27 protein-coding genes are annotated in these 26,342 nt (G+C 69.0%); 16 read left to right on the top strand and 11 right to left on the bottom strand.

From position 1 onward, the window contains the following. Window positions 1–95: 95 nt before the first annotated feature. The 3 genes from ABD743_RS38360 to ABD743_RS38350 all read left to right on the top strand — a co-directional run bounded on the left by ABD743_RS38360 (window position 96) and on the right by ABD743_RS38350 (window position 2,114). Window positions 96–1,010 carry a LysR family transcriptional regulator gene (locus ABD743_RS38360; protein WP_344728598.1) on the top strand — a complete coding sequence of 305 codons (915 nt, stop codon included), beginning with the start codon at window positions 96–98 and terminating at the stop codon, window positions 1,008–1,010. A 143-nt stretch (window positions 1,011–1,153) separates the two neighbouring features. Continuing rightward, window positions 1,154–1,582 (top strand): PAS domain-containing protein, encoded by a 429-nt coding sequence (locus ABD743_RS38355; protein WP_344728596.1) that lies wholly within the window; start codon window positions 1,154–1,156, stop codon window positions 1,580–1,582. A gap of 133 nt (window positions 1,583–1,715) precedes the next feature. Further along, entirely contained in the window at window positions 1,716–2,114 is a 399-nt protein-coding gene (locus tag ABD743_RS38350) for a DUF805 domain-containing protein (RefSeq protein ID WP_344728594.1), read from the top strand. Between the two features lie 787 nt (window positions 2,115–2,901). Here ABD743_RS38350 and ABD743_RS38345 read toward each other — a convergent pair. Then, window positions 2,902–3,663: a class I SAM-dependent methyltransferase gene (locus ABD743_RS38345; RefSeq protein ID WP_344728592.1), complete on the bottom strand. Its 762-nt coding sequence runs from the start codon at window positions 3,661–3,663 to the stop codon at window positions 2,902–2,904. Between the two features lie 86 nt (window positions 3,664–3,749). Between ABD743_RS38345 and ABD743_RS38340 the strand changes: the two genes are divergently transcribed. Continuing rightward, a complete protein-coding gene (locus ABD743_RS38340) occupies window positions 3,750–4,418 on the top strand; it encodes a class I SAM-dependent methyltransferase (protein ID WP_344728590.1) in 669 nt (222 codons plus the stop codon). A 37-nt stretch (window positions 4,419–4,455) separates the two neighbouring features. On the opposite strand, the gene ABD743_RS38335 is transcribed toward ABD743_RS38340, so the two are convergent. Together ABD743_RS38335 and ABD743_RS38330 are read right to left on the bottom strand one after the other, a co-directional pair. Then, on the bottom strand, window positions 4,456–4,758 hold the full coding sequence (locus ABD743_RS38335) for an SDR family oxidoreductase (RefSeq protein WP_344728588.1): 303 nt from the start codon (window positions 4,756–4,758) through the stop codon (window positions 4,456–4,458). A 121-nt stretch (window positions 4,759–4,879) separates the two neighbouring features. Further along, on the bottom strand, window positions 4,880–5,281 hold the full coding sequence (locus tag ABD743_RS38330) for an Ig-like domain-containing protein (protein WP_344728586.1): 402 nt from the start codon (window positions 5,279–5,281) through the stop codon (window positions 4,880–4,882). A gap of 449 nt (window positions 5,282–5,730) precedes the next feature. On the opposite strand from ABD743_RS38330, the gene ABD743_RS38325 reads away from it, so the two are divergent. Beyond that, a complete protein-coding gene (locus tag ABD743_RS38325) occupies window positions 5,731–5,964 on the top strand; it encodes a hypothetical protein (protein WP_241036967.1) in 234 nt (77 codons plus the stop codon). Between the two features lie 57 nt (window positions 5,965–6,021). Next, the gene (locus ABD743_RS38320) at window positions 6,022–6,729 is read left to right on the top strand and encodes a PASTA domain-containing protein (protein WP_344728584.1); all 708 of its coding nucleotides are present in this window, start codon (window positions 6,022–6,024) and stop codon (window positions 6,727–6,729) included. Between the two features lie 46 nt (window positions 6,730–6,775). Here the strand turns inward: ABD743_RS38320 and ABD743_RS38315 are convergent, their stop codons facing one another. The 3 genes from ABD743_RS38315 to ABD743_RS38305 form a co-directional block, all read right to left on the bottom strand. Further along, window positions 6,776–7,990 (bottom strand): FAD-dependent oxidoreductase, encoded by a 1,215-nt coding sequence (locus ABD743_RS38315; RefSeq protein WP_344728582.1) that lies wholly within the window; start codon window positions 7,988–7,990, stop codon window positions 6,776–6,778. A 214-nt stretch (window positions 7,991–8,204) separates the two neighbouring features. Then, the gene (locus ABD743_RS38310; protein WP_344728580.1) at window positions 8,205–8,852 is read right to left on the bottom strand and encodes a PadR family transcriptional regulator; all 648 of its coding nucleotides are present in this window, start codon (window positions 8,850–8,852) and stop codon (window positions 8,205–8,207) included. A 275-nt stretch (window positions 8,853–9,127) separates the two neighbouring features. After that, a complete protein-coding gene (locus ABD743_RS38305; RefSeq protein ID WP_379659087.1) occupies window positions 9,128–10,528 on the bottom strand; it encodes an MBL fold metallo-hydrolase in 1,401 nt (466 codons plus the stop codon). A gap of 258 nt (window positions 10,529–10,786) precedes the next feature. Between ABD743_RS38305 and ABD743_RS38300 the strand changes: the two genes are divergently transcribed. After that, window positions 10,787–11,512, top strand: coding sequence for a Mut7-C RNAse domain-containing protein (locus ABD743_RS38300; protein WP_344728578.1), 726 nt, complete (start codon window positions 10,787–10,789; stop codon window positions 11,510–11,512). Window positions 11,513–11,538: 26 nt separating this feature from the next. Here the strand turns inward: ABD743_RS38300 and ABD743_RS38295 are convergent, their stop codons facing one another. After that, window positions 11,539–12,567: a sigma-70 family RNA polymerase sigma factor gene (locus ABD743_RS38295; protein WP_344728675.1), complete on the bottom strand. Its 1,029-nt coding sequence runs from the start codon at window positions 12,565–12,567 to the stop codon at window positions 11,539–11,541. Window positions 12,568–12,673: 106 nt separating this feature from the next. Here ABD743_RS38295 and ABD743_RS38290 point away from each other — a divergent pair, with 106 nt between their 5' ends. From ABD743_RS38290 to ABD743_RS38270, 5 genes are all read left to right on the top strand, one after another. Continuing rightward, a complete protein-coding gene (locus ABD743_RS38290) occupies window positions 12,674–13,501 on the top strand; it encodes an alpha/beta fold hydrolase (protein WP_344728576.1) in 828 nt (275 codons plus the stop codon). A gap of 37 nt (window positions 13,502–13,538) precedes the next feature. Next, on the top strand, window positions 13,539–13,829 hold the full coding sequence (locus tag ABD743_RS38285) for a DUF1905 domain-containing protein (protein WP_344728574.1): 291 nt from the start codon (window positions 13,539–13,541) through the stop codon (window positions 13,827–13,829). A 309-nt stretch (window positions 13,830–14,138) separates the two neighbouring features. After that, the gene (locus ABD743_RS38280; protein WP_344728572.1) at window positions 14,139–15,500 is read left to right on the top strand and encodes an FAD-dependent oxidoreductase; all 1,362 of its coding nucleotides are present in this window, start codon (window positions 14,139–14,141) and stop codon (window positions 15,498–15,500) included. A 91-nt stretch (window positions 15,501–15,591) separates the two neighbouring features. Beyond that, complete coding sequence (locus ABD743_RS38275) at window positions 15,592–16,386, top strand: dienelactone hydrolase family protein (protein WP_344728570.1); 795 nt, start codon at window positions 15,592–15,594, stop codon at window positions 16,384–16,386. 432 nt (window positions 16,387–16,818) lie between these two features. Beyond that, window positions 16,819–17,712, top strand: coding sequence for a phosphotransferase (locus ABD743_RS38270; protein ID WP_344728568.1), 894 nt, complete (start codon window positions 16,819–16,821; stop codon window positions 17,710–17,712). Between the two features lie 15 nt (window positions 17,713–17,727). Here the strand turns inward: ABD743_RS38270 and ABD743_RS38265 are convergent, their stop codons facing one another. Continuing rightward, the gene (locus ABD743_RS38265) at window positions 17,728–19,110 is read right to left on the bottom strand and encodes an acyl-CoA dehydrogenase family protein (RefSeq protein ID WP_344728566.1); all 1,383 of its coding nucleotides are present in this window, start codon (window positions 19,108–19,110) and stop codon (window positions 17,728–17,730) included. Between the two features lie 215 nt (window positions 19,111–19,325). Between ABD743_RS38265 and ABD743_RS38260 the strand changes: the two genes are divergently transcribed. From ABD743_RS38260 to ABD743_RS38250, 3 genes are read left to right on the top strand one after another with little or no spacing between them, the layout of a single operon-like run. Then, entirely contained in the window at window positions 19,326–20,666 is a 1,341-nt protein-coding gene (locus ABD743_RS38260) for a LytTR family transcriptional regulator DNA-binding domain-containing protein (RefSeq protein ID WP_344728564.1), read from the top strand. A gap of 31 nt (window positions 20,667–20,697) precedes the next feature. Next, window positions 20,698–21,483, top strand: coding sequence for an isocitrate lyase/PEP mutase family protein (locus tag ABD743_RS38255; RefSeq protein WP_344728562.1), 786 nt, complete (start codon window positions 20,698–20,700; stop codon window positions 21,481–21,483). A 48-nt stretch (window positions 21,484–21,531) separates the two neighbouring features. Then, entirely contained in the window at window positions 21,532–22,446 is a 915-nt protein-coding gene (locus ABD743_RS38250) for a cation diffusion facilitator family transporter (RefSeq protein WP_344728560.1), read from the top strand. 15 nt (window positions 22,447–22,461) lie between these two features. Here ABD743_RS38250 and ABD743_RS38245 read toward each other — a convergent pair whose 3' ends face one another. The 3 genes from ABD743_RS38245 to ABD743_RS38235 are packed head-to-tail and all read right to left on the bottom strand — an operon-like array spanning window position 22,462 to window position 25,587. Beyond that, a complete protein-coding gene (locus ABD743_RS38245) occupies window positions 22,462–23,793 on the bottom strand; it encodes an alkaline phosphatase family protein (protein WP_344728558.1) in 1,332 nt (443 codons plus the stop codon). Further along, window positions 23,783–24,325 carry an adenylyltransferase/cytidyltransferase family protein gene (locus ABD743_RS38240; protein WP_344728556.1) on the bottom strand — a complete coding sequence of 181 codons (543 nt, stop codon included), beginning with the start codon at window positions 24,323–24,325 and terminating at the stop codon, window positions 23,783–23,785. Before ABD743_RS38240 ends, ABD743_RS38245 begins: the two co-directional genes overlap by 11 nt. Continuing rightward, entirely contained in the window at window positions 24,322–25,587 is a 1,266-nt protein-coding gene (locus ABD743_RS38235; protein ID WP_344728554.1) for an acyl-CoA dehydrogenase family protein, read from the bottom strand. Before ABD743_RS38235 ends, ABD743_RS38240 begins: the two co-directional genes overlap by 4 nt. Before the next feature lie 89 nt (window positions 25,588–25,676). Here ABD743_RS38235 and ABD743_RS38230 point away from each other — a divergent pair, with 89 nt between their 5' ends. Then, window positions 25,677–26,300, top strand: a complete 624-nt coding sequence (locus ABD743_RS38230; protein WP_344728552.1) for a TetR/AcrR family transcriptional regulator — start codon at window positions 25,677–25,679, stop codon at window positions 26,298–26,300. Window positions 26,301–26,342 lie beyond the last annotated feature (42 nt).

The raw sequence follows: 26,342 nt of genomic DNA, 5'->3' as shown, positions 1-26,342 counted from the left end.
ACGGAACGCTCGCACGCACATCGCTTGAGAGCGGATGTCAGTGTTGCTTCACTGCGGAAAGTGCATCGGACACGCAGAGGCGAGGCGGGCGCGATATGGAGCTGCGGCAGCTGAGGTCCTTCGTCGCCGTCGTGGAGGAGGGCAGTTTCGTCAGGGCTGCGCAGAGGCTGTTCCTCTCTCCGCCCGCTGTCACCGCTCATGTCAAAGCACTCGAGCGTGAGGTCGGTGCGCGACTGCTGGAGCGCTCGCCGCTCGAGCTCACCGACTCCGGACGACGACTGATGACCTGCGCTCGAACCCTCCTGGAAGCTGAGCGGAGTGCACTGCAGGTGGCCGACGCCCCGGCCGACGACGAGGTTCTGCGGGTCGGCGTCATGGGTCACGGCTCCGCCGAGCTGACACCGGCCACGATCGCGACGTTCGTCCGCGCCAAGCCGGGCGTCACCGTTCGCCTCGTTCCCCTCTCCTTCCAGGAACACATCAGCGCCCTCGTCGAACGTCGGGTGGACGTCGCCTTCGTGCGACCGGCGCCGGTCGACGACCGGATCGTCTCGGACGTGATGACCACGGAGTCGCGGATCCTGGTGACCTCCCGGCGGAGCGAGCTCGCCGCCGCAGCGTCGGTGTCGCTCGAGGAGGTCCTCGATCTCCGGTACGTGGACATCCCTGTGGACAGCCCGCGCGAGTTCGCCGACTTCATGTACTTCGGACGAGAGCGGAACGGCGACCCGGTGCGGCGGTCGGAGGACGTCACGTTCACCCCGCACGACGTCCTCCTCAGCGCAGCCCTCGCGCGGGGGGTCGGTTCCTCGGTGCAGAGCTTCCGTCGCTTCTACAGCTGGCCGGGAGTGGCCTTCGTCCCGATCCGCGATGCGCCCGTCGAGCAGACTGTGCTGGCCAGCCGCGCGTCGGATCGGCGAACCGTCGTCGCCGCGTTCCGCTCGATCGCGACCACTCTGGCGAGCACGGTCAGCACTGTCGACGGCCGTTTCTGCGGCCCCCGCGCGTGACAGCCCTAGCCGTCCAGGCCCGCACGCAAGGCCTGATTCACCGATCCTGAATCCCGCCCCGGTCGTCTCCATATCGATCTAGCGTCCCAGGGGTGGCCAAGAATGGCAGAAATCACCGCGAAACGCCGGCGAGCGACCGGACATTGCATGGATGGAATCTGAGTCTGCTCTCCGACGAGATACTCGAGTGGGCAGGCGTCGGCGTCACGATCCTCGACCCTGCAGGCAACGTTCTGTACTACAACAGATGGGCCGAGCAGAACCTCGATCGGGAACCGGAGTACCTCGGACGCGATGTCCGTGACAGGCATCGCCGGCCGATCACGAATCCGCGCTTCGATGCGATGCTCGCGCTCTTCGAGGGGGGCCGGACGGAGCCGGTTCGATACGTCGCGCGCCCCTACGGCAAGACGACGATCCTGGTGACCGTGTCGCCGATCATCGTCGACGGACGTATCGCGGGGTATTCGCAGATCGTCCTGCTGAAGGACGAGGTGCAGGAACTGTGCCGCCGATTCGATGAATCCGGCCGGAGGTCCTTCGAGCAGGAGATGCTGCCCCACGTCACGTGATCCGGGTGCGCCCGCCGGCCCACGGCCCGGCCCCCCCGGGTGACCGAGGTCATAGAACGAAGGTCGGACCCCCTCCGTGTGATCAGCGCGAGTGATTCAAGGCGACGTGAACTCATCTGTGGGGGTAGTTGGCATGCAGTGGTACGCGAAGGTCCTGCGCCAGTACGCGGACTTCAACGGTCGCGCTCGGCGGACCGAGTACTGGATGTTCACGCTGGTGAGTGTGATCGTCGGGCTCGTCCTCGGCCTGGTGGACGAGGTCGTGTTCGTGGGGCCGGGGCTGTCCACGACCGGGTGGCTCCACACGATCTACTCGGTGGCGGTCATCATCCCGACCTTGGCCGTCGGCGCCCGCCGGCTCCACGACACCGGCCGTAGCGCGTGGTGGCTGCTCATCGGGCTGATCCCGCTGATCGGTGCCATCGTGCTCATCGTGTTCTTCGCGCTCGAAGGCCAGCGCAGCAGCAACGCCTACGGCCCCGACCCCAAGGCTGTTCCCGTCAGCACCCCCGCCGGTTCCTACACCGGCTGAGCGAGACAGTCGAAAGCTTGCAGCGGTCTGCCCTGGGGCGGACCGCTGCTGTGCGTTCAGGGGCTGTGCACCCGAGCCGTCGTCGTGTCGAACCCCGGAGGTTGATCGTCAGTTCGGGCCCCACAGCAGGGCGGGGCGCGGTTCGTGGTCCCGAAATGGTGATCATGGGCGGGCGGGTCGGGCGGTCGTGCGGGGGCGCCGGGCGTTGCTGCGACTTGACGCTGGATCGTCGGTTTGGGCCCCGCGGCAGGGTGTGGCGCGGTTGGTGGTCCCGAAATGGTGATCATGGGGCGGGCGGGCCGACGGTACTGGCGGGCCACGGTCAGCGCAGCCGGATCCCGGAGCCTGATCATCGGTTCGGGACCGGGGGCAGGGTGTGGCGGGGCTGATGGGCCCAAGATGGTGATCATGAACGGGACTGCCTGGCGGCTGCGTGGAAGCTTCGGGCGAGAGCGGCCTGTCTCGGGAGGTTGATCCCGGCCGGAGCCCGGATCCGCGGTGTGATGCGGTTGCTGGTTCCGGCGTGGCGGCTGGCCTGCCTTGTCGGGCTGGATCCTGGGGGTTGATCGTCAGCTCGGGCCCCGCGGCAGGGTGTGGTGCGGTCGGTGGTCCCGAAATGGTGATCATGGGTGGGCGGGTCGGCGGGATTGGCGGGCCATGGTCGGCGCGGCCGGATGCCGGAGCTTGATCATCGATTGGGTACCTGGAGCAGGGTGTGGCACGGTTCGTGACCCCGAAATGGTGATCATGGATCCGGTGGTCGGGCCCCGACACGTCGTATGGGTGGTCAGTTCGGCTTGTGCGCCTCGATGAGAACTCGCTGGCTGTACGCGACGAACGGGCCGTCGGACTGAATGTGGTCGTGGAGTCGGGCGAGCTCGTCGTGGTAGCTCTCGGCAGTGAAGCCGGGGACGGTCCAGAGGACCTTGCGGAGGAAGTACACGACGGCACCGACGTCGTGGAACTCGCAGCGGAGGGCCTGGGTTCGCAGGTCGTCCACAACGAGACCGGCCGCCTCCGCTCCCCCAGCTGTACGGGAAGGGCTGCGGTTTTGGCTGACGGGCTGGGTGCCCATCATGAAGTCGATCAGTTCCTGGTTCGATCCGGCGCCCACGTGCTGGGCGAAATACGTGCCGCCTGGCTGGAGCACTCGGGCGATCTCGGGCCAGGCCACGGTGGTGGGGTGTCTGCTTACGACCAGGTCGAACGTCTGCGCCTGGAATGGGAGCGTCCCGTGATCGGCGGCCTGTACGACGAATGCCTCCAGCGGCCGGAGGTTTTCGCGGGCGACCCCGAGGTTCGGTGGCCACGACTCGGTTGCGGCCAGCAGCGGCGGGGGGTGTGGGACCTGTGCGAGGACTTCCCCGCCACCGGTCTGAACGTCGAGGGCTGCGCGAGCACGCGCCATCCGCTCCGACATGGAACGGAGGTAGCCCCACGAGGGGCGCTCTTCGGTGGCCCGGCCCTCGAGCCAGGAGAAATCCCAACCCACCACGGGTGCAGCGTTGCCCTCAGCGATGAGCTGCTCGAAGTTCAACAGCGCGGTCATCGGCTCAGTGTCGATCTCGGGCCGGTGCTCGGCAACGCGGTTCGTCCCGAACGCAGCTGATCAACAAGCGGGGTACCGTTCGGGACATGCAGGTCACGGCCCGCTACGACGGTCATGCCGATTGGTATGACGGCTGGGCGCAGACGTCCGGGGCCGAGATCATGGCGGTGGCGAGGGCTGCCTTGGGGGAATTGCTGCCGTCCGGTCCGGGGCTAGCCGTGGACATCGGCTGCGGGACCGGCGTGCACGCCGAGTTCATGCGGGATCGTAGCTTTGGCGTAGTCGGGTTGGACTACAGCGCCGATCAACTTCGGCTGGCTCGTGGCCGCCTGCCGGTTGGCCGTGCCGATGCTCGCGCGCTTCCGCTCCGGAGTGGCTCGGTGTCGCTGGTGTTCTCGATGTTCACGCACACCGACCTGGACGGCTTCGATCGGCTGGTCGCGGAGGCGGTGCGGGTGCTGGAGCCGGGGGGAGCACTGGTCTACGTGGGGATTCACCCGTGCTTCGTCAGCCCGTTCGTCGAACGGATGTCCGACGGCGTCCGCCTGCACTCCGGGTACAAGACGGTCGGCTGGCAGGCGCGGACGCCGCACACCGGCAATGCGGTCCGGCACCGGGTCGGTGTGCATCATCTTTCGCTGGAAGCTCTCCTGGCTGCGTTTCTGCATCCGGAGACGCGACTGGATCGGCTCATCGAGCGGGGCGGCAGCGCGGTGCCTGAGGTGATCGCGATCCGCGTCTCACGGCGGCCCTGACCGGGAGCAGACAGGCCCGTCGTTCGGAGCCGATCGACTACGAGGTGCAGGCGCCGTCGATGCTCAGGCTGGCGCCGGTGAAGAAGCCACCGTCCGGGCCGGCAAGGAACGATACGAACGCGCCGATTTCGCCGGCGTCACCGAACCGGTCGAGCGCCATCGCGTTGAGCTGAGCGGCGCAGCAGGGCCGTCCGCGGAGTTGGCGTCGGTGTCGACCGGGCCCGGCTGCACATTGTTGAATGGTGATTCCCTTTGGTGCGAGCTCGCGGGCCAGCCCCTTGGTGAGGCCCACGATGGCGCCCTTGCTCGCGGCGTAGACCGAGATTCCGGGGAATGGCACCCGCTCGGCGTTGATACTGCCATCGGGCCTGCTGGACGGGGCGTGGCGGCAGATTCGCCGCCAGCCCCGTCCGCAGCCGAATGATTCATGCGGTTCTTGCCCGGGTTCTCAGCACGAACGATCAGCCGAACACCCAGCCGCCGTTGTTGCCGCTGTTGTGGATGTTGACCAGGCCACTACCGCCACCGCACATGCAGGGCGTGGGTGGCGTGGGTGGCGTGGGCGGGTCGGGCTGGCTCGTGACCTGCACCGTGGTGGTGGCGTTCGACGCGCCGCAGTTGCCGTTGCCGTTATAGGCGGCTGTGATCTCGTGCGCGCCCTGGGTGGTGAACGTGGTGGTGAGTGATGCCTGGCCGCTGGCGTTGACCGGCACCGTGTCCAGCAGGTTCGCGCCATCGAAGAACGTCACGCCGAGCCCGCCCTGGGGTGGGAATCCGGGGCAGGTGACCGTCGCGGTCAGGACGACCTCCTGCCCGACGGTCGCTGATGACGGTGACGCCTGCACTGTGGTCGTCGAATTCACGCTGGGTTGGGCCCAGGCCTGTGGTGCGAACACAAGCATCCCGGCAAGAGCGAGGAATGTCAGAATGATGCGGCGGGAAGGCCGCCTGTAGCGAAATTCCACTGTACCCCTACTCATTTTCGAGGGCGATTTCCATGCCAAATTGGTCCACATGGAAAAGCTGGTCAGAATCGCGCCCGGACGGCAGCAAGTAACGCACCCTATGGGCGAACCAGGCAACGCGGACCACTCGTCAGGGGGCGGTGGTTCACCCCACTGTTTCGGCGGTTCGCCCGGGGCGGGTGATGGAGTCGGCGGCGGTTTCAGATCGGGGAGGTACCGGCTTGATCGGCAAAATTGAGCGCGTCGAAGATCCGAGGAACTGGCGGTGGGCCGCCGTGCCCGCGGGATGACGACGGCGTTGAGGATGATGAGGAGTACACGAACCGACAGCCAGGGGAGCTGATCTCGTGACGGACGAGGAGTTGGTCGTCGAGTTCGCGCTGACCCGGCTCGACAACCCGGGTCTCGACCTCGAGGACATCGCCGCGTTGGTCGTTCGCCGGGTCGGCCCGGACCGGATGCTCGAGTTCGCGTCGCGCAACCTCGCCACCCGGGATGAGCTGCGGGGCGGTGCATTCGAGTCCGCTGTCGAGTACGTGCTCCGGACGGTGCTGAAGCTGCGGGACGACGTCGGCGACTGACGACGGGGGCGAGGCGCGGTCTTGTCGCCCACGAAGGCGTCAGGTTAACCTGACGGCATGCCTGGGGGTAGGGATCCATGGCCGGAGGGCCGGGATGCGTGGAACCGGCTCGACGGCTGGGATCACGCCGGTCCGGTCGGTGAGGCCGCGGGGTCGAGTGCCGGAGACGCGGCTCTGGACGCGTTGTCCGACCTCGGAGTGGTGCGGCGGCTGCTCGATCAGACGGAGCTGGCCGCGGTGAGAGCGGCCCGCGCCAACCGGAAGAGCTGGGCCGAGATCGCCACGAGACTGGGCATGACCCGTCAGTCGGCGTGGGAGCGCTGGCGTGATCTCGACGGCGATGAACCGAGCAGAGCGTCCCGTGCCCCGGCGAGGACCGGCGACGAACCGTCCGAGGCCCGCGGCGCAGGTCGGCGAGCAGTGGACGAGGCTGCGCGGCACGCGGCCGCCGCCCTCACCGCCGTCGTCCCGGACGTGGGCGGCCTCTCCTGGGAGGACGCGCGGGACACGCTCCTGCGGGCGCATCTCGTCGCGGTCAACGCCGATCCCGATCTCCCGCCCTTCCTCGGCTGGGAGCTGTCCGGCTACGTGGTCGTCGACCAGAAGCCGGGGGCCGGCACACGCGTTGCACTGCACTCGCCCGTGACCCTGTGGCTGGAGCGCGGGCCCGGCCCGGCCGGGGTGCGCAGCCCGCTCAAGCCTCCGCCGCCCCTCAAGACGATCCGCGGAGCCGTCGACGAGACCACGGGCGAGAGCGTCCGATGACGACGGGCTGACGGCGCCCCGGCCGTTGACGCCGTCAGCCCGGTCGTCAGCCGGTGGCGCGCACGGGCTCACCTGTCGGTACGACCGGTGCGTCCCAGTCGATCCGGAACCGCTGCTCGGATGCCATGGTCTTCTCCGGGTTCATGGCGAACTTGATCATGATCGACATCAGGAACGGCATGATCGCCCTTGTGGCCGGTCCGGGCGCCTTCGCATGGTTGATCTTCGCAGCGCGCGAGGCGATCTTCTCGACCCTGCCGCGGCGCAGACCCTCGTAGGTGGCGAACGCGGACGGCACGTCAGGAAGGTCGCGCAGGCAGCGCGCCACCTCGACGGCGCTCTCGATCGCCAGCGACGCGCCCTGGCCCGAGCTGTTCGACGGCGCGTGCACCGAGTCTCCGACCAGCACCATCCGGTCGCGGTACCAGTGCGGCACGCTCGGCATGATGTGCAGCGACCCGACGACCTGCAGGCGGTCCGCGCTGGTGCGGCGGGCCAACTCACCCCCCGGTTCGTCGTCGGCGTACGTCTCGCGCAGGATGCGCAGCCACTCCTCGGCCGGCACCTTCCGGGCCTCCGCCAACGACATCGGCTCCTGCGGCAGGTTCGCGCCCCAGACCGTGCCGCCCCCGGGCTGCGGCCAGTAGAGGTAGTAGGCGCGCCTGCCGAACGCGAACGTCATGGTGCCGGGCCTGGCCGGCACCTCGACATCGGCGAGGCCCTCGAAGCCGAGCATGCCGGTGTAGTTCTGGCCGGGCGCGTTCGGGTCGATCAATTTCCGCACCGTGGAGCGCACGCCGTCGGCGCCGATGAGCACGTCGGCGGTGGCGGTGGTGCCGTCCGCGAACCGCGCGAGGACACCGGACGCCGTCTGCTCGGCGTCCACGAGTCGGGTGCCGTGCACGATGCGGACGCCCCGTGCGCGCGCCATCGCGTGCAGCGACCCGTACAGCTCGGCCCGGCGTACCACCTGCAGCGGCGGTACACCGGCGAGGCTCGGGAGTTCGAGCCGCTTGGCGCCGAACGTCATCACCGTCGTCGAGATCGGGTGCGCGTGCGCGAGGAGGGCGTCCTGTGCGTCGATGGCTTCCAGCGCGGCGAGCCCGTTCGGGGCGATCGCGATCGTGCCCCCGATGCCGTCCGCCGTGCTCGGGTAGGCCTCGTGGACCGTCGCCTCGATGCCTGCCTTACGTAGTGCCATCGCCGCGACCGGCCCGGCGATCCCGCCGCCGATGACCAGTGCCGTTCTCACGTCCGTCATTGCTTCTCCCCCACAGGGCATGTGCCGGCTCCAGCCCGTTCAGGGCCGCCGGTCGGGTTTCGGATTGCGTGCGTCCGAACCGTCGTCGGGGAGTGCGCCCGGTTATCCTCGTGACTGCCATCTCGTGGCCGGGTCGCCTTCCGCGGCTGCGGTTCGAGGGACAAGGGCCCGGTGGTGGTGTTGCCGCACCGCTGCCGGGCCTCTTCGTGAACGACTATTCCGTCGTGTCGCTCCTTTCAGCCGGGCCGCGCAGCTCGGGCGATATCTCGCCCGTCTCGTGCCAGGCCGCCCATGCGGCGATACCCGGAAAGGCGCTGGAGCTCATCTCGTCGAGCACGGAGCGGATCCACGCTGCTTCCGCCTCGCGCATCGCAAGCTCGTACTCGGTCTCGATGAGGAAGATCCGCGGAACGTTCTCGGCGTGGGTGGCGAGCGAATCGCGCCTGCCGGCGATCTCCTCGTGGAGCAACGCGAGCCGCTGCCCCAGCAGGTTCATCGCCTCCTGCGGCGGCAGGACGGTCACCACCGAGAGGCCGGCTGTGAACTTCGGGTGTTCCCGCTGCGGGATGGAGATCAGCTCACGCACCCAGTCGACGAGCTCGTCCCGTCCGGCCTCCGTGATCCGGTAGACGGTGCGCTCGGGGCGGGCTCCCTGCCGTGTGCTCTCGACGGCTTCGACGAGGCCGTGCTTGGCGAGGTTGCGCACGACTGTGTAGAGCGACCCCCACTTGATCTCCATGTCCTCGTCCTTGCCCCACTCGCGCAAGGTCCGGCCCATTTCGTAGGGGTGCATCGGCCTGTGGAGCACGGCCGAGAGCACGGCGAGTGCCAGTGGGTTGCCGACCCGACGCTGCTTGGCCACCTGTCACCCCCGTCCGCGAATGCTCGTCGGCGAGTATACGCACACGAATACGAATCACGCACCTGACGACGAGGGTTGCGTCGGGTCAGCGGAACGGGCTCCACCGGCTTGATCACGGTGGTGGTGTGCAGGCTGGGCCTCAGCGGCCACAGTGGCAATGCACCGGCTCAACGGCACGAGGCCGGCCGGCTGTGTCGTCTACCAGTAGATCGCGCTGGGGCGAGGTCGGCTGCTGCCGAAGCCGACCCCGCCCGCGACCGGCGCGACGAAAGCGGTCAGGACGCGGCTCGCGCCGGGTGGCCGACCGGCAGATGTGTCGTCTCGGTCGTCAGACCCAGCTCCACCGCGTGTGAGTAGTCGTCGTCGACCAGCACGACGTCCCGGCCCAGGCGGTCCAGCAGACTCGCCGCGATGCTGGCCCGGAATCCGGATGCGCAGTGCACCCACAACTGCCCGTCGGGGAGCTCGTCGAGCCGGGTCAGGAGTGAGTGCATCGGGATGTGCGTCGAACCGGGTATCGATCCGCCGGCCCGTTCGTCGTCGCGCCGCACGTCGAGCACCGCGACGTGGGTGTCGTTACGGACGGCACCGAGCTGGTCGAACGTCTCACGCGGATAGGCACGAATCTGGTCGGGCGCGGCCAGGCTGTCCGGGGTACCGATCGCTGATCCATCGGGCCGGTCGATACCGATACGCACGAGCTGCCGCTGCGCATCGGCGATCTGCTCGGCGCTCTCGCCGACGAGGGTCAGTGGCGTCCCCCACGGGATGAGCCAGCCGAGGTAGGTGGCGAACTGCTGGCCGAGCTCGATCCCGATGCTGCCTGCGATGTGCGCGGCGGAGTAGGCGGTGCGGTGACGCAGGTCGACCACCCATTCGCCCGCCTCGATCCGACTCCGCAGCTCGGCAGGCTCGACGGGCCGGACGGGCGAGAGGTCCGCCGGCCCAGGGCCCTGCCGGTTTCGCGCGCCCATGTGCGCGTAGTAGCTCGGGAAAGCGGTGAGTCCCGCGATCAGGCGCTCGACGAACCTGTCCTCGTCGTCCTCGGTGAGGGCGTCGTTGCGGATGCGCTCCAGCCCGATCGTGCTGCCGCTACCCCCGGTGGCGGAGCCGGAGGAGCAGAAGCTGCCGAACCCGTGCGTCGGGTACACCGCGTCCGCATCAACGCTGAGCTCGGCCAGCCGGTGGGCCGAGCGGTACTGCGCGTGCGTCAGTTCCTCCGTGCGCGCGGCGTCGACGAGGTCGGTGCGTCCGACGCTCCCGTAGAGCAGTGACCCTCCGGTGAACAGCGCGGCGGGCCCCGTCCCGTCGTCGACCCGGTACGACAGATGGGTATCCGTGTGTCCCGGGGTCGCAATGACGCGGACGCGCATCCCACCGACCCGGAATTCCTCGCCGTCGTGCGCGGGATACCGGTCGAATTCGACGTGGTCGTCCGCGGCCACCACGTAGCGAGCACCCGTGCGGCGGCTCAACTCCAGTCCGCCGGTCACATAATCGTTGTGGATGTGGGTCTCCAGAACGGCTTCACATTTCAGGCCGCGGCCCGCGAGCACGCTCTCCACCCTGTCCAGGTCACGCTGCGGATCGACAACGATCGCTGACTGACCGTCATGAGCGATGTAACTCCGATCGCCCAACTCGCTGGTCTCGACGATGTCTACTGTCAGGCTCATGCTCCACCCCTCACCTGATGTAATGACCGTACATTAGCTCGGATCTCCCAGTATGTGAACGAGACTGCGGTCACGACGCTTCCCGGTGTGGCGAAATGTCGCTTTGATCCGTACCTCTGTTCCTAATGTGCAGGAATGACCGGAAAAGGAGATATACGCAGAGGATCTGGAAGTGCGTGTGCTCCCGGGCTGTGCTGGAGCTCGGCTCGGCGCAGACTCGACCGGAGCCGGGTATGCCCTGATACGGAGGGACTATCGATGGAACTGGTGATCCGGCCGGCCCTCGGCCTGAGGCTTTTTCTCGCGCCCCGTCGACGGTACGCACAGTTCGAGGTGCCGTACGACGGCGCGGCGTCGCTGGGTCATGTCGTGCAGTCCCTCGGCATTCCGCTCACCGAGGTGGGCGCCGCGACGATCGACGGCGTCCGGACCAGCCCGTCGGTGTCGCCCCGTCCGGGCGCCGTGATCGAGCTCGAACCTCCGCCCCGCCCGCAGAAGCTGCCGCACAGCGCCGGGTTCCTGCTCGATGTGGGCCTCGGCACGCTCGCCCGTCGGCTGCGTCTGCTCGGCGTCGACACGGCGTACGGCAACGATGCGGACGACGCCGACCTCGTCGAGCGGGCCGGAAACGACCGCCGGATCCTGCTCACCCAGGACCGCGGCCTGCTGATGCGGCGCGCACTGTGGGCGGGGGCCTACGTCCGTGGGCAGGGGGCCGACGCGCAGCTGACGGACGTGCTGGATCGCTTCGCACCGACGCTCGCGCCGTGGACGCGCTGCTCCGCCTGCAACGGTGAGCTGGTGGGTGTGCCGAAGGACGAGGTCGCCGATCAGCTCGAACCCGGAACCCGGATCCGCTACGAGCAGTTCGCCCGTTGCGTGTCCTGCGGCCGTGTGTACTGGCACGGCGCGCACGGGAGGCGGCTCGACGCCGTCGTCGCGGCCGCCCTCAAGACGGTCGGCGAGCGAGCACCCACCGGTTGAGCCGCAGCGTCATGTACGCAGCAGCGTCACGTGCTCAGGGGAAACCTGGCGGGCAGTCCGAGGGGCGCGAAGTGCTCGGCGCCGATGAACGAGGTGATCGCGGAGATCCGTTCGTCGCGCATCGTCAGCACGTCGATCGACCAGCTGACGTGCGCTCGGGCGTCGTCTTTCCAGAGGTAGGAGCCCACAGCAGGCTGGCCGTTGGCGCTGGTCGGAATGTGTCGCCAGGAGCCGCAGCTGGTGAGGGGGATCGCCACGGCGAAGTCGGTGACGGCGTCGAGGCCCCGGTACCAGTGCGGCAGCGGCGGCATCGACCACGTGACGTCCTCGGTGAGCAGCGCTACGAGCGCGTCGGCATCACCGCGTTCGAGCGCGGAGGAGTAGCCGGCGACCACGGCCCGCAGACGCTCGTCGTCGATCTCCCGGAGTGTCTGCTGCTGGCTGCGGGGTGGGATGCGCTCGGCGACGATCCGACGGGCGCGCTGGAGGGCGCTGTTCACCGACGCGGCCGATGTCTTCATCATCCCGGCGATCTCGGCGGCGGAGAACCCGAGCACCTCGAACAGCAGGAGCGCGGCCCGCTGGTTGCCCGGAAGGTGCTGCAGGGCGGCGACGAACGCGAGCTCGACGGCCTCGCGCTGCTCATAGTGTGCGTCCGGCGATACCGGGCCCGTCGCGAGCCCCGTGTCCGGGTACGGGCCGAGCCAGGCGACGTCGGCCGGCGGAGCGTCGCCGACGACAGCGCGCACGCTGGACGGGCCGAGGTCCACCGGCAGCGCACGTTTGCCACGGCGGGCGACGACGTCCAGGCAGGCGTTGGTGGCGACGGTGTACAGCCAGGCGCGCAGTGAGCTGCGGCCCTCGAAGCGTGCGAGCCCTCGCCACGCCCGCACGAGGGCGTCCTGGAGGGCGTCCTCGGCGTCGTGCGTGGAGCCGAGCATTCGATAGCAGTGGGCGTGCAACTCGCGGCGCAAGGGCGCAACGAGGCGGGCGAACGCGGCGTCGTCACCGGCGCGTGCCCGCGCCAGACCGCTCTCCTCGTCGTCCTCCGACATCAGGTTCGCGGTCTTCGTGACGTTTTCGCTCACACGCGATGATTCTGCCCCACCGCAGGAGTCTTGTTCGCCGACCGAGCACCACCACGTCGTTCCAGGAGGCTCCGTGAGCCACACGACCACTGTCACTGCCGGGTACCTCGAGGTCCCGGGCGCGCGACTGCACTACGAGGTGCGGGGCACGGGGCCGCTGGTGGTGCTGGTGGGCGCCCCGATGGACGCCTCGGCGTTCGCGCCGCTGGCCGATCTCCTCGCCGCCGACCACACCGTGCTCACCACCGACCCGCGAGGCATCAACCGCAGCTCGGTCGACGACCGCGACGCGGACTCGACGCCGGACATGCGCGGCGACGATCTGTCCCGTTTGCTCTCCCACCTCGGCGCCGGCCCCGCTGTCGTCCTCGGCTCCAGTGGCGGCGCCGTCAGCGCCCTGGCCCTCGTGCAGGCCCACCCCGAGCAGGTCCACACCGTCGTCGCCCACGAGCCGCCGCTGGAGAAGCTGCTCGACGGCCACGAGCAGATCCACGCACAGACCGACGACCTGATCGCCACCTATCTCGCCGGCGACGTGATGGGAGCTTGGGCGAAGTTCTTCGCCCAAGCCGACATCGCCATGCCCGAGGGCGCCGTCGAGCAGATGTTCGGGGGCGAACGCGACCCGCAGGCGGTGGCCGATGAGCACTTCTGGTTCGCCCACGAGATGCGCCCCACCACTCGCTGGCAGCCCGATCTCGCCGTCCTTCGCGGCGTCCCGACCCGGATCGTGGTCGGTATCGGTGCCGAATCGGCCGGCGAGTTCTGCGACCGCAGCTCGAGGGCGCTCACCGCGGCGCTCGACATCGAGCCGGCCATGTTTCCCGGCGGGCACACCGCCTTCGTCGACGACCCCGCCGCATTCGCCACGCGCCTGCGCGCGGTGCTGCTGGAGAACTGAACGGCGAATTTCATCGATCGTGGACAAAGGACTCATAATGACCACGCTGACGACCAGTCAACCACTTGACCATGCATTCACTGCGCCGATCGAGAAGGACGGAGCCTTCGCCACCTATGTGACCGTGCCCGGATCCGCCGAGCTCCTCGGGACGAGGCGGGCCGTGAAGGTGAGCGGAACGATCGACGGCCACCCGTTCACCGCTACCCTCATGCCGTCGGGCAATGGACCGCACTGGCTCCCCCTCAGGGCGGCGCTCTGTAAGGTCATCGGAAAGGGCCGGCTCGGCGACGAGGTGAGCTTTCACCTCGAGCAACGGCTCAGCTGACAGCCTTACCGGGGGATTCTTGCGACGCCTGGTCCGGGCCGGCTCACCATTGGGCGTGAGACACGTATAACCGGCACCGAGTGGGAAATCCGATCTTTTCGTGTGGCGGCGGCGGTTCGCGGAACTCGGGCACACGTGGCGTTGATCTGTGAGGCCGGACACCTTTCAGTGTTTCGCGCCCAACTGTAGCGTCACTCACGGGAACTCGGCCGCGCGGGGGCTTCGTGAAACCGGGCGAGCCGGGCAGGTTTCACGTGGCTCGATATATGAGTGCGGTGGATCTCGCACACAATCCCCCAAGGAGATTCGATGAGTTCGGTCTCGTCTCGTCGACATGCCATCGTCGTCGGTGCCTCGATGGGAGGTCTCTGCGCGGCCAAAGTGCTCAGTGAGAGTTTCGAGCGCGTGACGGTGGTCGAACGGGACGAGTTGCCCGCTGAACCGACCCCGCGTCGTGGCGTGCCACAGAGTCGTCATCTGCACGGCCTGCTCGCTCGGGGTGGTGAAGCGTACGACGAGCTCTTCCCGGGGATACACGAGGAGCTGATCGCGGCCGGCGCGATGGCCACCGACACTCAGTCGGACATCCACTGGCATTTCGACGGACACCTGCTGCGGCCAGAACCGTCCGGGCTGGTCGGGTTGGCGGTGAGCCGCCAGCTCCTGGAGTTCACCGTCCGCGCTCGGGTTGCGGCGCTACCCGGGGTGACGATCATCGACCGCTGTGATGTCGCAGGCCTGACGACTTCTCCGGACAATCGTCGGATCACCGGCGTACGGATCCGGCGCCGGGGTGACGGGACGGCGGAGTCGGCGCTGGACGCGGATCTCGTGGTCGATGCCGCGGGCCGTGCCACCCGCTCTCCGTTGTGGCTCGGAGAGCTCGGCTATCCGCGGGCGCCTGAGGAAGAGGTCCGTATCCAGCTCACTTACGTCTCCCAGGTCTACCGTCGCGAACCCCACCATCTCGACGGGCGAATCGGCGCATCGTACAACTATTATCCCGGTCAACCACGTGGTTCGTTCATCCTCGCGCAGGAGGGCAATCGCATCATCCTCACCCTCGTCGGCGTCGGGGTCGGCGAAAGCGAGGAGCTGCCGACGCGGAACGCGGAGATGGCCGAATATGCCGAAAGGTTCGGAGCTCCGGAGATCGCCGAGATCATCCGTACTGCCACTCCGCTCACCGAACCGGTGTTGATGCGCTACCCGGCGAGCATCCGCAGGCACTACGAACAGTTGGATCGGTTCCCTGACGGCTATCTCGTCGTCGCCGACGCTCTCTGTAGCTTCAATCCCATCTACGGCCAGGGCATGACGGTTGCCGCTCTCGAAGCTCTGCTGCTGAGCCGCCTGATGCGTGAGGGCGATGGCGAAGTGAATCGCCGGTTCTTCCTGGCTGCAGCGACAATGCTCGACACACCATGGGGCCTGGTCGTCAGTAGCGACCTGCGGTTCCCGGAGGTCGCCGGCGAGCGAACCGAGGAGATGTCGGCCATGGATGAGTACCTCGAGCGGTACCGGGAGGCGGCGGTGAAGGATGCCGTGCTGGGCACCGAACTGCTCAGAGTGGCCAACATGCTCGACGAGCCGGCCCGGCTGATGGCTCCGGATCTCCAGGAACGGGTGCTCCGCGAGGCCGGTCCGGTTCGGCGGGCATCCGCGGCCTAGTGCCGGTCGGGAGTGGATGAGCCCACCAACGGTGGATTTCAAAATTCGACGAAATCTGCTATGCTTGATTTTGGCGTAGTACCTTTCCGGCGTGAATAAGTGCTTCTCCGATTCGCCCACGGTCACCGCCACTCCCGTCGTCTATCGCGATGACGACGTCGTACTCGACGGCGTCGTGATGCGTGATCCCGCCACCGCAGAGCCCCGGCCCGGTGTTCTCGTCGTGCACGGCGGCGCCGGTCTCGACGACCATGCGCGCGGCCGGGCGCGGCGGTTCGCAGAGCTCGGCTACGTCGTGCTGGCCGCGGACATGTACGGGCGGGGCGTGCGGGGGGATCGGCAACGGATCATGGAGCAGTTGGCCGCGTTCCGGGCCGACCCCGGCCTGCTCGCCCGGCGTACCCGGGCGGCGTTGGACGTACTGGCCACCACGCCAGGTGTCGAGGGCCCGCTCGCTGCCGTGGGGTACTGCTTCGGCGGGATGAGCGTGCTGGAACTCGCCCGTGCAGGGAGCTCGGTCGCGGGGGTGATCAGCGTGCACGGAAGCCTGCTCAGCAACCGCCCGGCCCCGCCCGGCACCGTGCGCACGAAGATCCTGGTCTGCCACGGCGGCTCGGATCCCCACATTCCCTGGGCCGATGTGGACGGCTTCGCCGAGGAGATGACGGCGGCGCAGGCGGATTGGCAGCTCACTGTCTACGGCGGCGCGCTGCACGGATTCACCCACGACGGGGACACCGGCCAGACTCCCGGGGTCGCCTACAGCGAGACTGCCGACGCCCGTAGCTGGACGGCGATCCGCTCCTTCCTCACCGAGATCTTCGACGGAGAAGGCGCGCCGGTCGCTGGTGGGATCAGTCGATGCGGGTCGTTCGACGCCGGATGACCCGCAGCTCGGTCAGATATCTCTTCGTCACGGTGCCGCCGAACCGCGTGTCGATCAGGGAACCGATGCCGCTGATCAGCCCGTCCTGCTGCGGCGCCGGCAACGCCAGATGCTCGTAGCGACGTAGCACGGCGGGCTCGAACAGATATGACGGTCTTCGAGATCCGGCCGCTCGACAGGTATCGCGTCGGCACCGTGCAGCCGCAGCCCGGGCGGCGTCATCGGGTCCCATTTCTCGTAGTGATGCTGCACGTCCACGAAGAACTGATCCGTCCCGCCGGCGATGTGGTGGGTGTCGATGATCAGTCGATGGGGTGGAGCGTCGACCGGTTTGTGATCAGCCGTCGCGCAGGACGCGACGCGAATCTCGATCGCGTGTCGGCGCTCGGCTCTGTCAGCCTGGCCGGCATGTTGGGTTCAGGAGGCACGCGATTGTCGTGGACAGATCTGCCCTCCGTCGTGCGCGACGGAGTGGCGGACGTTCTGCGGTCGCCGGTCGTCCGGGCGCAGTCCCAGACCGGGGGCTTCTCGCCGGGATCCGCCGACCGCGTCGTCACCGCCACCGGTGAGCGTGCCTTCGTCAAAGCCATCAGCGCCGCGCAGAATCCGGACAGCCCCGGTATGCACCGGCGCGAGGCCCGCATCACCGAGGGGCTGCCGGCGGGGCTCCCCGTTCCGCAACTGCGCGGAACCGTGGATGTGGATGGCTGGATCGCCCTCGTTCTGACCGACGTCGACGGGCGGACGCCCGCGCTACCGTGGCGGACCGACGAGCTGGCCGCCGTGCTCCATGCTCTCGAGATCCTCGAGCGCGGCGCTACTCCGTGTCCTCTGCCCGAGCTGCCGACCGCCCGGGATGCCTTGGCCGAGGATTTCGCGGGCTTCGACCGGCTCGCCGCCGACGGCGTCGCTGTTCCCGGCGTGGACGGATTGCGCGATCTCGCCGAGCGCGGCGTGAAGGCGCTGGTCGGCGACACGCTCGTGCACACCGATCTCCGGGCCGACAACGTGCTGATCACCGCCGAAGGAGCGGTTCTCGTCGACTGGCCATGGGCGTGCCGAGGGCCGGGCTGGCTGGACACGCTCATGGTGCTCGTGGAGGTCGACCGGTACGGCGGGCACGACACCGACGAGCTACTGCGGACGACTCCGGTCACCCGCGATGCCGACCCCGAGGACCTGACCGGCGTGCTCGCCGGGTTCGCGGCCTTCTTCCTGGACGCGGCCCGGCGGGACCCACTCCCTGGCGTCCCGCGCTTGCGTGCGTTTCAACGCGTCCAGGGCGAAGCGCTGCTCACCTGGGTGCGGCGGCGACAGGGAGAGTGATCTCGTGGTCGGCCGTCATGCGTGCGTCAGCCGCTCCTGGGGCCGGCCTGCCGGACCCTCCGGGCGTTGGACGGTGTCGATCGTCTCCATCTCCTTGGTGAACTCGACGTACTCGTCGTCCATGAGTGCGCGAGGGTTGAAGTTCGGACTGGCCAGCACGCCGTGGACGCGGCGGCGCTGCATTCCGAAGTTGCCGCCGTCGTAGATCGGGAGGATCGCAGCCTCCCGGAGGAACTTCTCGAACATGTGCTTGCGATCGGCGCTGTTGACTCCGACGACCTGCATGCACTTGTAGACGCTGTCGAGGAGCGTCTCCGTGCAGTAGGTCTTGTTCAGCGCGCCGATCAGCTCGCCGTGGTAGTCGTGCTGGTCGATGTAGTGCGCGGCCTTCCAGCAGAAGTAGCGGCAGGCCTCGATGCGCGCGGCGACGTCGCCGAGCACGTATCCGACGTTCTGGAAGTAGATCATCGGGTGCGGGCTGCCTGCGGTGTAGGTCTTCGCCCAGTCCAGGGCCGATTCGTACGCCGCTCGGGCCACCCCGACGGCGGCGATTCCGGCGACCGGGCCGGACCAGGCGAAGTTGCGGTTGATCAGCAGGTCGCCGTTGCCCAGGGTGCCTTCCACGAGGTTCGACGCCGGCACCCGCGCGTTCTCGAAGATGATCTCGGAGTTCGGCGTGAGGCGGTGTCCGAAGGTGTCGATCAGGTTGTACGTGACGCCGGGGGTGCCGCGTTCGACCAGGATGGCCGAGAGCCCCTCCGTCCCGCCCTTGTTCGGGTCCGTGCGCACCACCACGAGGTTGATGTTCGCCCCCCGGCCGTCCCAGCCCGCGACGTTGCAGGGCCAGTACTTGCGGCCGTTGAGTACGTAGCTGTCGCCGTCGAAACGGGCGGTGACGCCGATGCCGACGGGGTGGGGAAGCGGGGTGTCGAAGTTGGCCGTGCCGCCTGGCGTGCCGGGCGGCTCGCTGGCCGCGTAACCCGCGATCCACTCCCCGGAGGGATCCGAGGTGGCCGCCTGCATCACGCGCTTCTTCTGCTGCTCCGTGCCCCAGTACCAGACGGGCATGAGTGCGAGCCCGTTCACCAGCACCGTGCATGCGAAGCCCGGGTCGACGGCGCAGATTTCCTCGGCGGCGAGGATCAGCTCGATGTTCGTCAGGCCGCCACCGCCGTACTCCTTCGGCAGCATGCAGAAGGCGATACCCCGTTTGTAGGCCTCCACGTAGGCCGGTTTGGTCAATTGGAACGCCTTCAACGGATCGGGTTCCCGATCAGCTTCGCGTACGACCGGAGCGAGCACGTTCTCGGCGAAGTCCCGTGCCCCGAGCTGAACCTTCTTCTGATCGGCACTGAGCGTGAAGTTGATGCCGGCCGACGTGCTGGAATCGCTGGACATTCGCGGATCTCCCATCTGGCCGCGACGATCTTCCGGGGCCGGGTGGACCGGCTCCGCGGCACTGGGCGTGCGGCGCCCGCGCGGCTAGCCTGTGCCTTGAGTCACTCTGGCCTGCACGTGAGCAGCGCGAGAAGGGACCTGGCATGGACGGCGTCCATCCGAATCCGAGCGGTCCTCTTCGCGGCACGAAAGGGACCGCGGCCGCGTGCGGCGTGATGACGGAAGAGCAGCGCCGGGTCATGGCGGCGTGGGAGCGGTTCGTCTCCGGAGAGGACGCGGTGGACGGCGTTCGGGCCGGCATCCTGCTGTCCTGGTACCGCTGCCGCGACGTACACCAGGTCGACCCGCTCCAGGCGGCAGCACCGGCTGCAGAGGCTGACACCGAGCACTCCGTTGCGCAGGACATGCTCTTCACGAGGCTCGGCGGGGCCGCCGGTGCGAGCTGGTCCGAGTTGCATCCCGCTCTCGTCAGCGTGACGGACGGCGCCGGACGCGTCCTCGCGAGCTGGGGACCCCATCCCGACGAGACGGTTCTCGCTCCAGGTTTCTCCTGGTCGGAAGCCTGCAGCGGCACGAACGGGATGGGCACGGCGCTCGAACGCCCCGGCCTCGCATCGGTGCAGGGCGCAGAGCACTGGTGCCGCGACTTCCATGAGTGGAACTGCGCCGCAATCGCGATACGTGACCCCGTGAGCCACACACCCGTCGCCGCGCTGGACGTTGCCCGCCGGGGTGACGAGCTGCCCGGCTGCGCGACCGAATGGCTGCTGCGCACGGCGGCCGGCTTCGAGTCGGAGCTGCGTGACCAGGCGGTGCGGAACGGCCGACGGCTCGCCGACGCCTTCTCGGACGCCGAGCCCGGTGTCACCGGAGCGCTCCTCGCGGTGGACGTGGCAGGCAAGCTCGTCGCGGTGAACGAGACCGCGACCGCGCTGTTCGGCGTCGTGTGCTCGAACCCGGCGGTCGATCCCAACGCCCGGGTCTCGCCGGGGATCCCACATCTCGCCGAACTCATCGAGAAAGCGGTTCGGCGAGCTCGGAAGGACTCCGACTGGCGGGGTTTCGCGAACCTGTATGCGCCTGCAGGCAAGGAGCCCTTCACCGTGGAACTCCGGCCCGTGCGCATCTCCTGCGACCCCGTGGGCGTGCTAGTGGTGGCGACCGACAGCCCGGCCGGTGAACCACTGACGCGTATCGAGTCGTCGCGGACCAGAGGCTATCCACCTCGGATTCCGGCCATGCGGGGCTCGCGGATAGTCCTGCTCGCCCCGCACGAGATCCGGTATGCCGAAGCGAACAGCCATGCCGTGTGGTTCGTGACCGATCAGGGGCGCCTGCTCGCCGCGACACGAGGTATCGACAACGTCGAGCGACAGCTCGATTCCTCGACGTTTCTCCGGGTGCACCGCCGCTACATCGTCAACGTGAGCCGGATCAAGGAGGTCGAGCCGGGCTTCAAGGGATCGCTGACTCTCGCCATGAGTTGCGGTGAGCAGGAGGGCATCGCCGTCTCACGTCGCTACGCGGCCCGTCTCAAGTGCGTGCTCGGCCTCTGACTGAGGCCGCTGACGGCTCTACCGTCGTCCCATGAGCGTGACGTTCCACGAGCTCCATCACGGCGAGCGGCCCCTGGTCCTGCCCAACGCCTGGGATGTGCCGTCCGCGCTGGCCTTCCTGCACGCGGGCTTCCCGGCGATCGGCACCACCAGCTTCGGTGTGGCCTCGAGCCTCGGACGCCCGGACGGCAGGCGATCGACGAGGGAGGCGAACCTCGCCCTTGCCCGCGAGCTGTCCCGGCTGCCCTGCCACATCACGATGGACATCGAGGACGGCTACGCCGACGAGCCGGAGATCGTCGCCGAGTACGTCGCCGAACTGGGCGTGGCCGGGATCAACATCGAGGACAGCACCGCCGAGAAGCTGGTCTCGCCGCACGCCTTCGCCGCGAAGGTGGCGGCCGTCAAGGCTCGCTGTCCCGGCCTGTTCGTCAACGCTCGTGTCGACACCTACTGGCTCGGACAGAACGCGACCGTCGCGGAGTCGCTCGAACGCGCCGCCGCCTACGTCGAGGCCGGCGCCGACGGTGTCTTCGTACCCGGCGCGGTCGAACCCGCGGTGCTCCGCGAGCTGGCTGCCGCCATCCCGGTTCCCGTGAACGTGCTCGTCGTGCCGGGCCTATCGCTCGACGACCTGGCGGCGCTGGGGGTACGCCGGGTGAGCACAGGGTCGCTGCCGTATCGGGCGGCGATCCACGCAGCGGTCGAGGTGGCAGAAGGGGTGCGTGGCGGCCGCGCCATCCCTGGAGCGACGCCGTACCAGGACCTGCAGGCGCGGCTCGTCCGCTACGAGCAGGATCCCGGCTCTTTGCCCTGATCGGGCAGTTCTGTCGACGAGTCGCCCCCGGCTGTGAACGATGAGCCGATGGCCTCTACCCGCTCGTCCGACGGTCGCGCGCTGCTGATCTCGATGTGGACGTCGGCCGCGTTCGCCGTGGTCGCCTTGGTGTGGGGATTGGCGACCGGGTCGCAGCTGATCGTGTTCGACGGCCTGTACTCGTTCGCGAGCGTCGGGTTGTCGCTGGCAGCGGTGCTCGCACTGCGCACCGCCCGCAAAGGCCCCGACGAGCGGTATCCGTGGGGGCGGGAGGCATGGGAGCCGCTGACGGTCGTGGTCAAGGCGGCCGCGCTCGCGGGCCTGAGCATCTACGCACTCGTCAGCGCGGTCGGGGAGATCCTCGCCGGCGGCCGCGACATCGACGTCGGATGGGCACTGCTCTACGGCATCGTGGCCACCGTCGCAGGCGCTGTCGTGTCGCTGATACTGCGGCGGCGCGCCCGGGCCGGCGGATCCGACCTCGTCCGCGCGGAGGCGGCCGAGTGGGTGGGCGACACGCTCCTCAGCGTCGCCGTGCTCGCCGGATTCGTCGTCGCTCTGGTGCTGGAGCTGACCGGGCGCTCCGACCTGGCGCGCTATGTCGACCCCGCCATGGTCGCGCTGGTCTCTGCGGCCTTCCTCCCCGTGCCGGCCAAGCTCGTCGTCTCCGGATTCCGGGAGCTGCTGATGATGTCGCCTGCCCCGCATCTGCAGGCACGCATCGCGGCCGCCGTGAGCGAGGTCGAGCGCACCTACCGATTCACGGAGTCGTTCGTCCGGGCGTCGAAGGTCGGCGGACGGCTGGACGTGGAGGTCGAGTTCGTGGTCGACGACGACTCGACCGCGCAGACGGTGCACCAGTTCGATGCCGTGCGCGCGGATCTGGAGGCACGCTTCGAAGCGCTCGACCACCTGACGTCGATGTCGGTCGGGTTCACGGCCGACCGCAAGTGGGCCCTGTAGTCAACGCGGTAGTCATCACCGCTCGGCATCGCCGAGACGCATCGGCTCCGGATCGTCCGCGAGCGCGACGACGGGGCGGCGCGTGATGCGGTGGCCGAGCAGAACAGGACGGTTCGCGTGACCCAGTAGCAGGGCCAGCAGCTCGTCGGCCCGGACCACTCCGTACCAGCCCTGTCTGGCAGGCGTCTCCCCGAACTCGGTGACGCCGTCGGCGCGCACCGTCGGCCCGGCCACGACCAGCGGGGTCGGCTCGCCGGCGTGCAGCAGCGAGTGGGTGGAGGGGGTGGCGTGGTCCCCCGTGACGGCCACGATCGCGCGCTCGGCGAGGGAGCCCAGTCCGGCGAGGCCACGGTCGACGGCCTCGAGGACGTCCCGTTTGGCGTGGGGGAGCTTCGTGTGTCCTGCCTCGTCAGTGGCCTTGGTGTGGACGTGCACGAACCGCGCCCCGGCCGTGATCAGCTCGGCGGCGGCCGCGAGCCGGGCTGCGAGATCCTCGGCGAGGTCGTCGATCGGAGCGATGTGCCGTTGCGCCATCCCGAGCACCGTCGCCAGCCCCCGGTAGAGCCGGGTGCTCGTGACCGCCGCGCCCGCCACGCCGTTCTGTTCCACGAACGTCGGGACGGCACCGCGCACGCCGGACCACTTCGTCGTGAGGACGTCCAGCGCGGGCAGTCCACGAACGGCCCGGTCGGCGTTGACCGGGTTGCGGACCAGGTGCTCGCGGGCGATGCAGAGGATGCCGGTGAGGTCCCGGGCGAGGGCCTCACCGCCGGGGCTCGTGGCCACGGGCCGCAGCCACGGGTGGAACGTCTCGAAGAACGGGTCGGAGTCCGTCACGTCCGCGCACGTGTGGCCTGCGAGGGTGAGCAGGGCCTCGCCCCGACCGCCGAGAGGACACAGCGCAGCACCCTCGCGGCCGAGCACGGGAGCGAGATCGCGCAACAGGGCGTCGGCATCCGCTTCGTCGGACCGTCCGGCGCGTCCCGTGATCCACAGCTTGTCGCCGTCGGCCCGGGACGTGCGCAACGCGGCATGGGTGGTTGCGACGTCCGGCTCGACGTCGAGACCGGCACCGAGTGCCTCGATCACAGCCCGGCCCACGAAGGGGACGGAGGAGTAGCCGAACATCGCCCAGTGCGCGAGCTCCGAGGTGGGCGCGCGTCCCCAGCCGAACGGGAGGTGCCATCCGCTGGCGCCGCGGCGCGCGAGCGCGTGGAGGTTCGGGGTGGCAGCGGCCTCGGCGGGCGTACGGCCGGCGAGCTCCGGGATCGGCCGGTCGCCCAGGCCGTCGAGAACGACGAGCACGATCGGCAGCCGGTCGTCGAGCACCCTCGGCTCACTGTTCACCGCGGGCTCCGTGCTCTGAGAGCAGCTCGCGCAGCAGGGGCACGGAAGCCGTCGCCACGAGCTCCTCCCATGCCTCGCCCGCAGCGAACCGCCTCCGGATCTCCGAGGCCGACACGTGCCCGACCGGGTCGCCGTCGAGGAGCTGGACCTCGTAACCGCCGTCGGCGAGCAGCCGTGCCTTGTGCCGCTCCCAGTCGCTGTAGGCGCGCACGACCTGGCGGGCCGCCTGCGGCACGTATTCGTGCCAGTGCTGGGGCCTGGTCAGATCGAAGGGCACGACGGTCGACCGGCCGGTGAGGTCCCGCTCCGCGAGCGCTACGGCGAGCAGCCAGGCCCGCTCGAAGTAGGTGAACGGGTTGGCCGACGCCCGGTGGCGGTGCTGCGACGTGACCTCCTCGTGCCGTGCCCCGGGGTCGGGGTTGGTGACCGCCACGACCAGGTGATCGGCGTCGCGGAGTGCGATCTCGAAGAGGTCGAGATGCTGGCGGTGCACGGGCTGGAACCGGCCGGTGACACACACCAGGGCGGTCAACGTGGCTCCTCGGCGTGCGCCCGCAGCAGCCCTCTGGCAATGGCGTTGCGTTGGATCTCGACCGTGCCGGCCGGGATGCGGAGGTTGCGTGCGACGCGGAAGAGCTTCTCCTCGGGCGAGCCCTGCAGCAGCCCGGTGGCCCCACGGACCTGGACCGCGTTGTCGGCCACCCGGAAGAACGCTTCGTCGTTGATCACCTTGACCAGGCTGATCAGCCGGGGCGCATCCCGATGCAGCGGCATCGCGAACGGGCCCATCGCATCGAGCTCTGCCTGGGCGACGAGCGAGGTGGACCGCGCCTGGTAGACGTCGGCGTCCATGTTCGCGAGCAGGTGCTGCACGGCCTGCAGCTCGCCGATGGGCCTGCCGCCGGAGCGTCGGTCGCGGGCGTAGCGCAGCGACCGTTCGAGCAGCCAGCTGCCCCAGCCCGCGCACATCCCGCCGCGGCAGAGCCTCCGCCAGTTGATCCACATCATCGCCAGCCCGAACCCGTCGCCGATCTCGCCGACGACGTTCTCCGCCGGAATCCGGACGTCGGTGAACTCCAGTTCACCGGTCAGCCCGTCGCCCAGCATCGTGGGGATGTCGGCTCCGCGACGGACACCCGGCGCGTCGGCGTCGACCAGGAACATCGAGAGCGACCGGGTGCCTGCGCCCGGCTCCGTCACGGCGACCACCTGGAGGACGTCCGCGAAGTGCGAGTTGGTGATCCAGGCCTTGTGCCCGTTCAGGATCCAGTCGCTGCCGTCGGGCCGAGCGTGGGTCGACATGGCGAGAACGTCGGATCCGACGTCGGGTTCGGTGTTGGCGAACGCCGCGGTGATCTCGCCGGCGATCAGCGGCGCGAGGTACCGCTCCCTGGCCTGCGGCGAACAGTGCTCCACGGCAGGGTTCGGTCCCTCGGTCCACGCCAGCCCCGCCAGCCCGAGTCCGAGCCCGGCACGGCGGTAGACGAACTCCTCGACGTGGTGCATCTCGACGCGCGAGAATCCGCCGCCACCGACCTCGGCGCTGGTGTGCGGCGCGTAGAGGCCGGCCTTGCCCGCTCGGCGCTGCACCTCGCGACGCGCCTCCCACACCAGGGGATGCATCCGGCCGGCCTCGTCGAGCCGGGGTTGCCAGGCCGAACCGACGTCCTGGCGGGCGAGCTCCTCCTCGAGCGGCGCGACATCGTCGCCGAGGAAGCGGCCGAACCGTGCGGTGTAGTCCGCAACCCGGTTGCCGGGGGTGATGACGGCGTTGCCGCTCCGCGTCATCGACATGATCTCCTTTACCGGATTGTGAACGATGTTCATTGTTATGAACGCTATTCGCACGCTAGCTTCGCCGCAGCCGATACGGAAGGGGCGCCATGGCGGAGACCACACGTGCCGACCGTCGCGGCGCGGTCGTCGAGGCGAAGCGGGCGATCATCCTCGAGGCGGCGCTGCGCGTCTTCACGACCGCCGGCCTGCGCGGCGCCAGCATGCGGGCGATCGCCAAGGAAGCCGGCTACGTGCCCGGTGCGATCTACGCCTACTTCCCCAGCAAGGAACACATCTACGCCGCCGCACTCGGCGAGTCGCTGACCAGGCTGCGCGCCGCCACCGAGGCCGCCGCCTCGTCCGCCCGCGACGCCCGCAGCCGCTTCACCGCCGCGGGCCTCGCCTTCTTCGACTTCTACGACGCCCACCCCCGTGACCTCGACCTGGGCTTCTACCTTCTCGGGGGCGGCATCGCGCCCAGGGGACTCTCCGACGACCTCAACCGCGGACTCAACGCCGCGCTGCTCGCCACACTCGATCCCGTTCGGAAGGCCGCAGGCGAGCTGAGCGCCGACACGGACCGTGCGACCGCCGCAACCGCCGACGTGTTCGCACACGCCTCGGGGCTGCTCCTGCTCGCCCACACCCGGCGGCTGGACTTGTTCCGGCTCGACGCCCGCGAGCTGATGCGGCGCCACCTCGTCCAGCTCGCCGAGAGCCTCACCTCCTGAACGAGCCCGAACGCGGCCGCGAGGCTGTGACCTGCGCATTCA

Source organism: Pseudonocardia yunnanensis (assembly GCF_039534065.1).
Taxonomy (GTDB): Bacteria; Actinomycetota; Actinomycetes; order Mycobacteriales; family Pseudonocardiaceae; genus Pseudonocardia; species Pseudonocardia yunnanensis.
The sequence above is the reverse complement of the archived record's forward strand: the minus strand, read 5'-3'. Positions and strand labels throughout refer to the sequence as shown.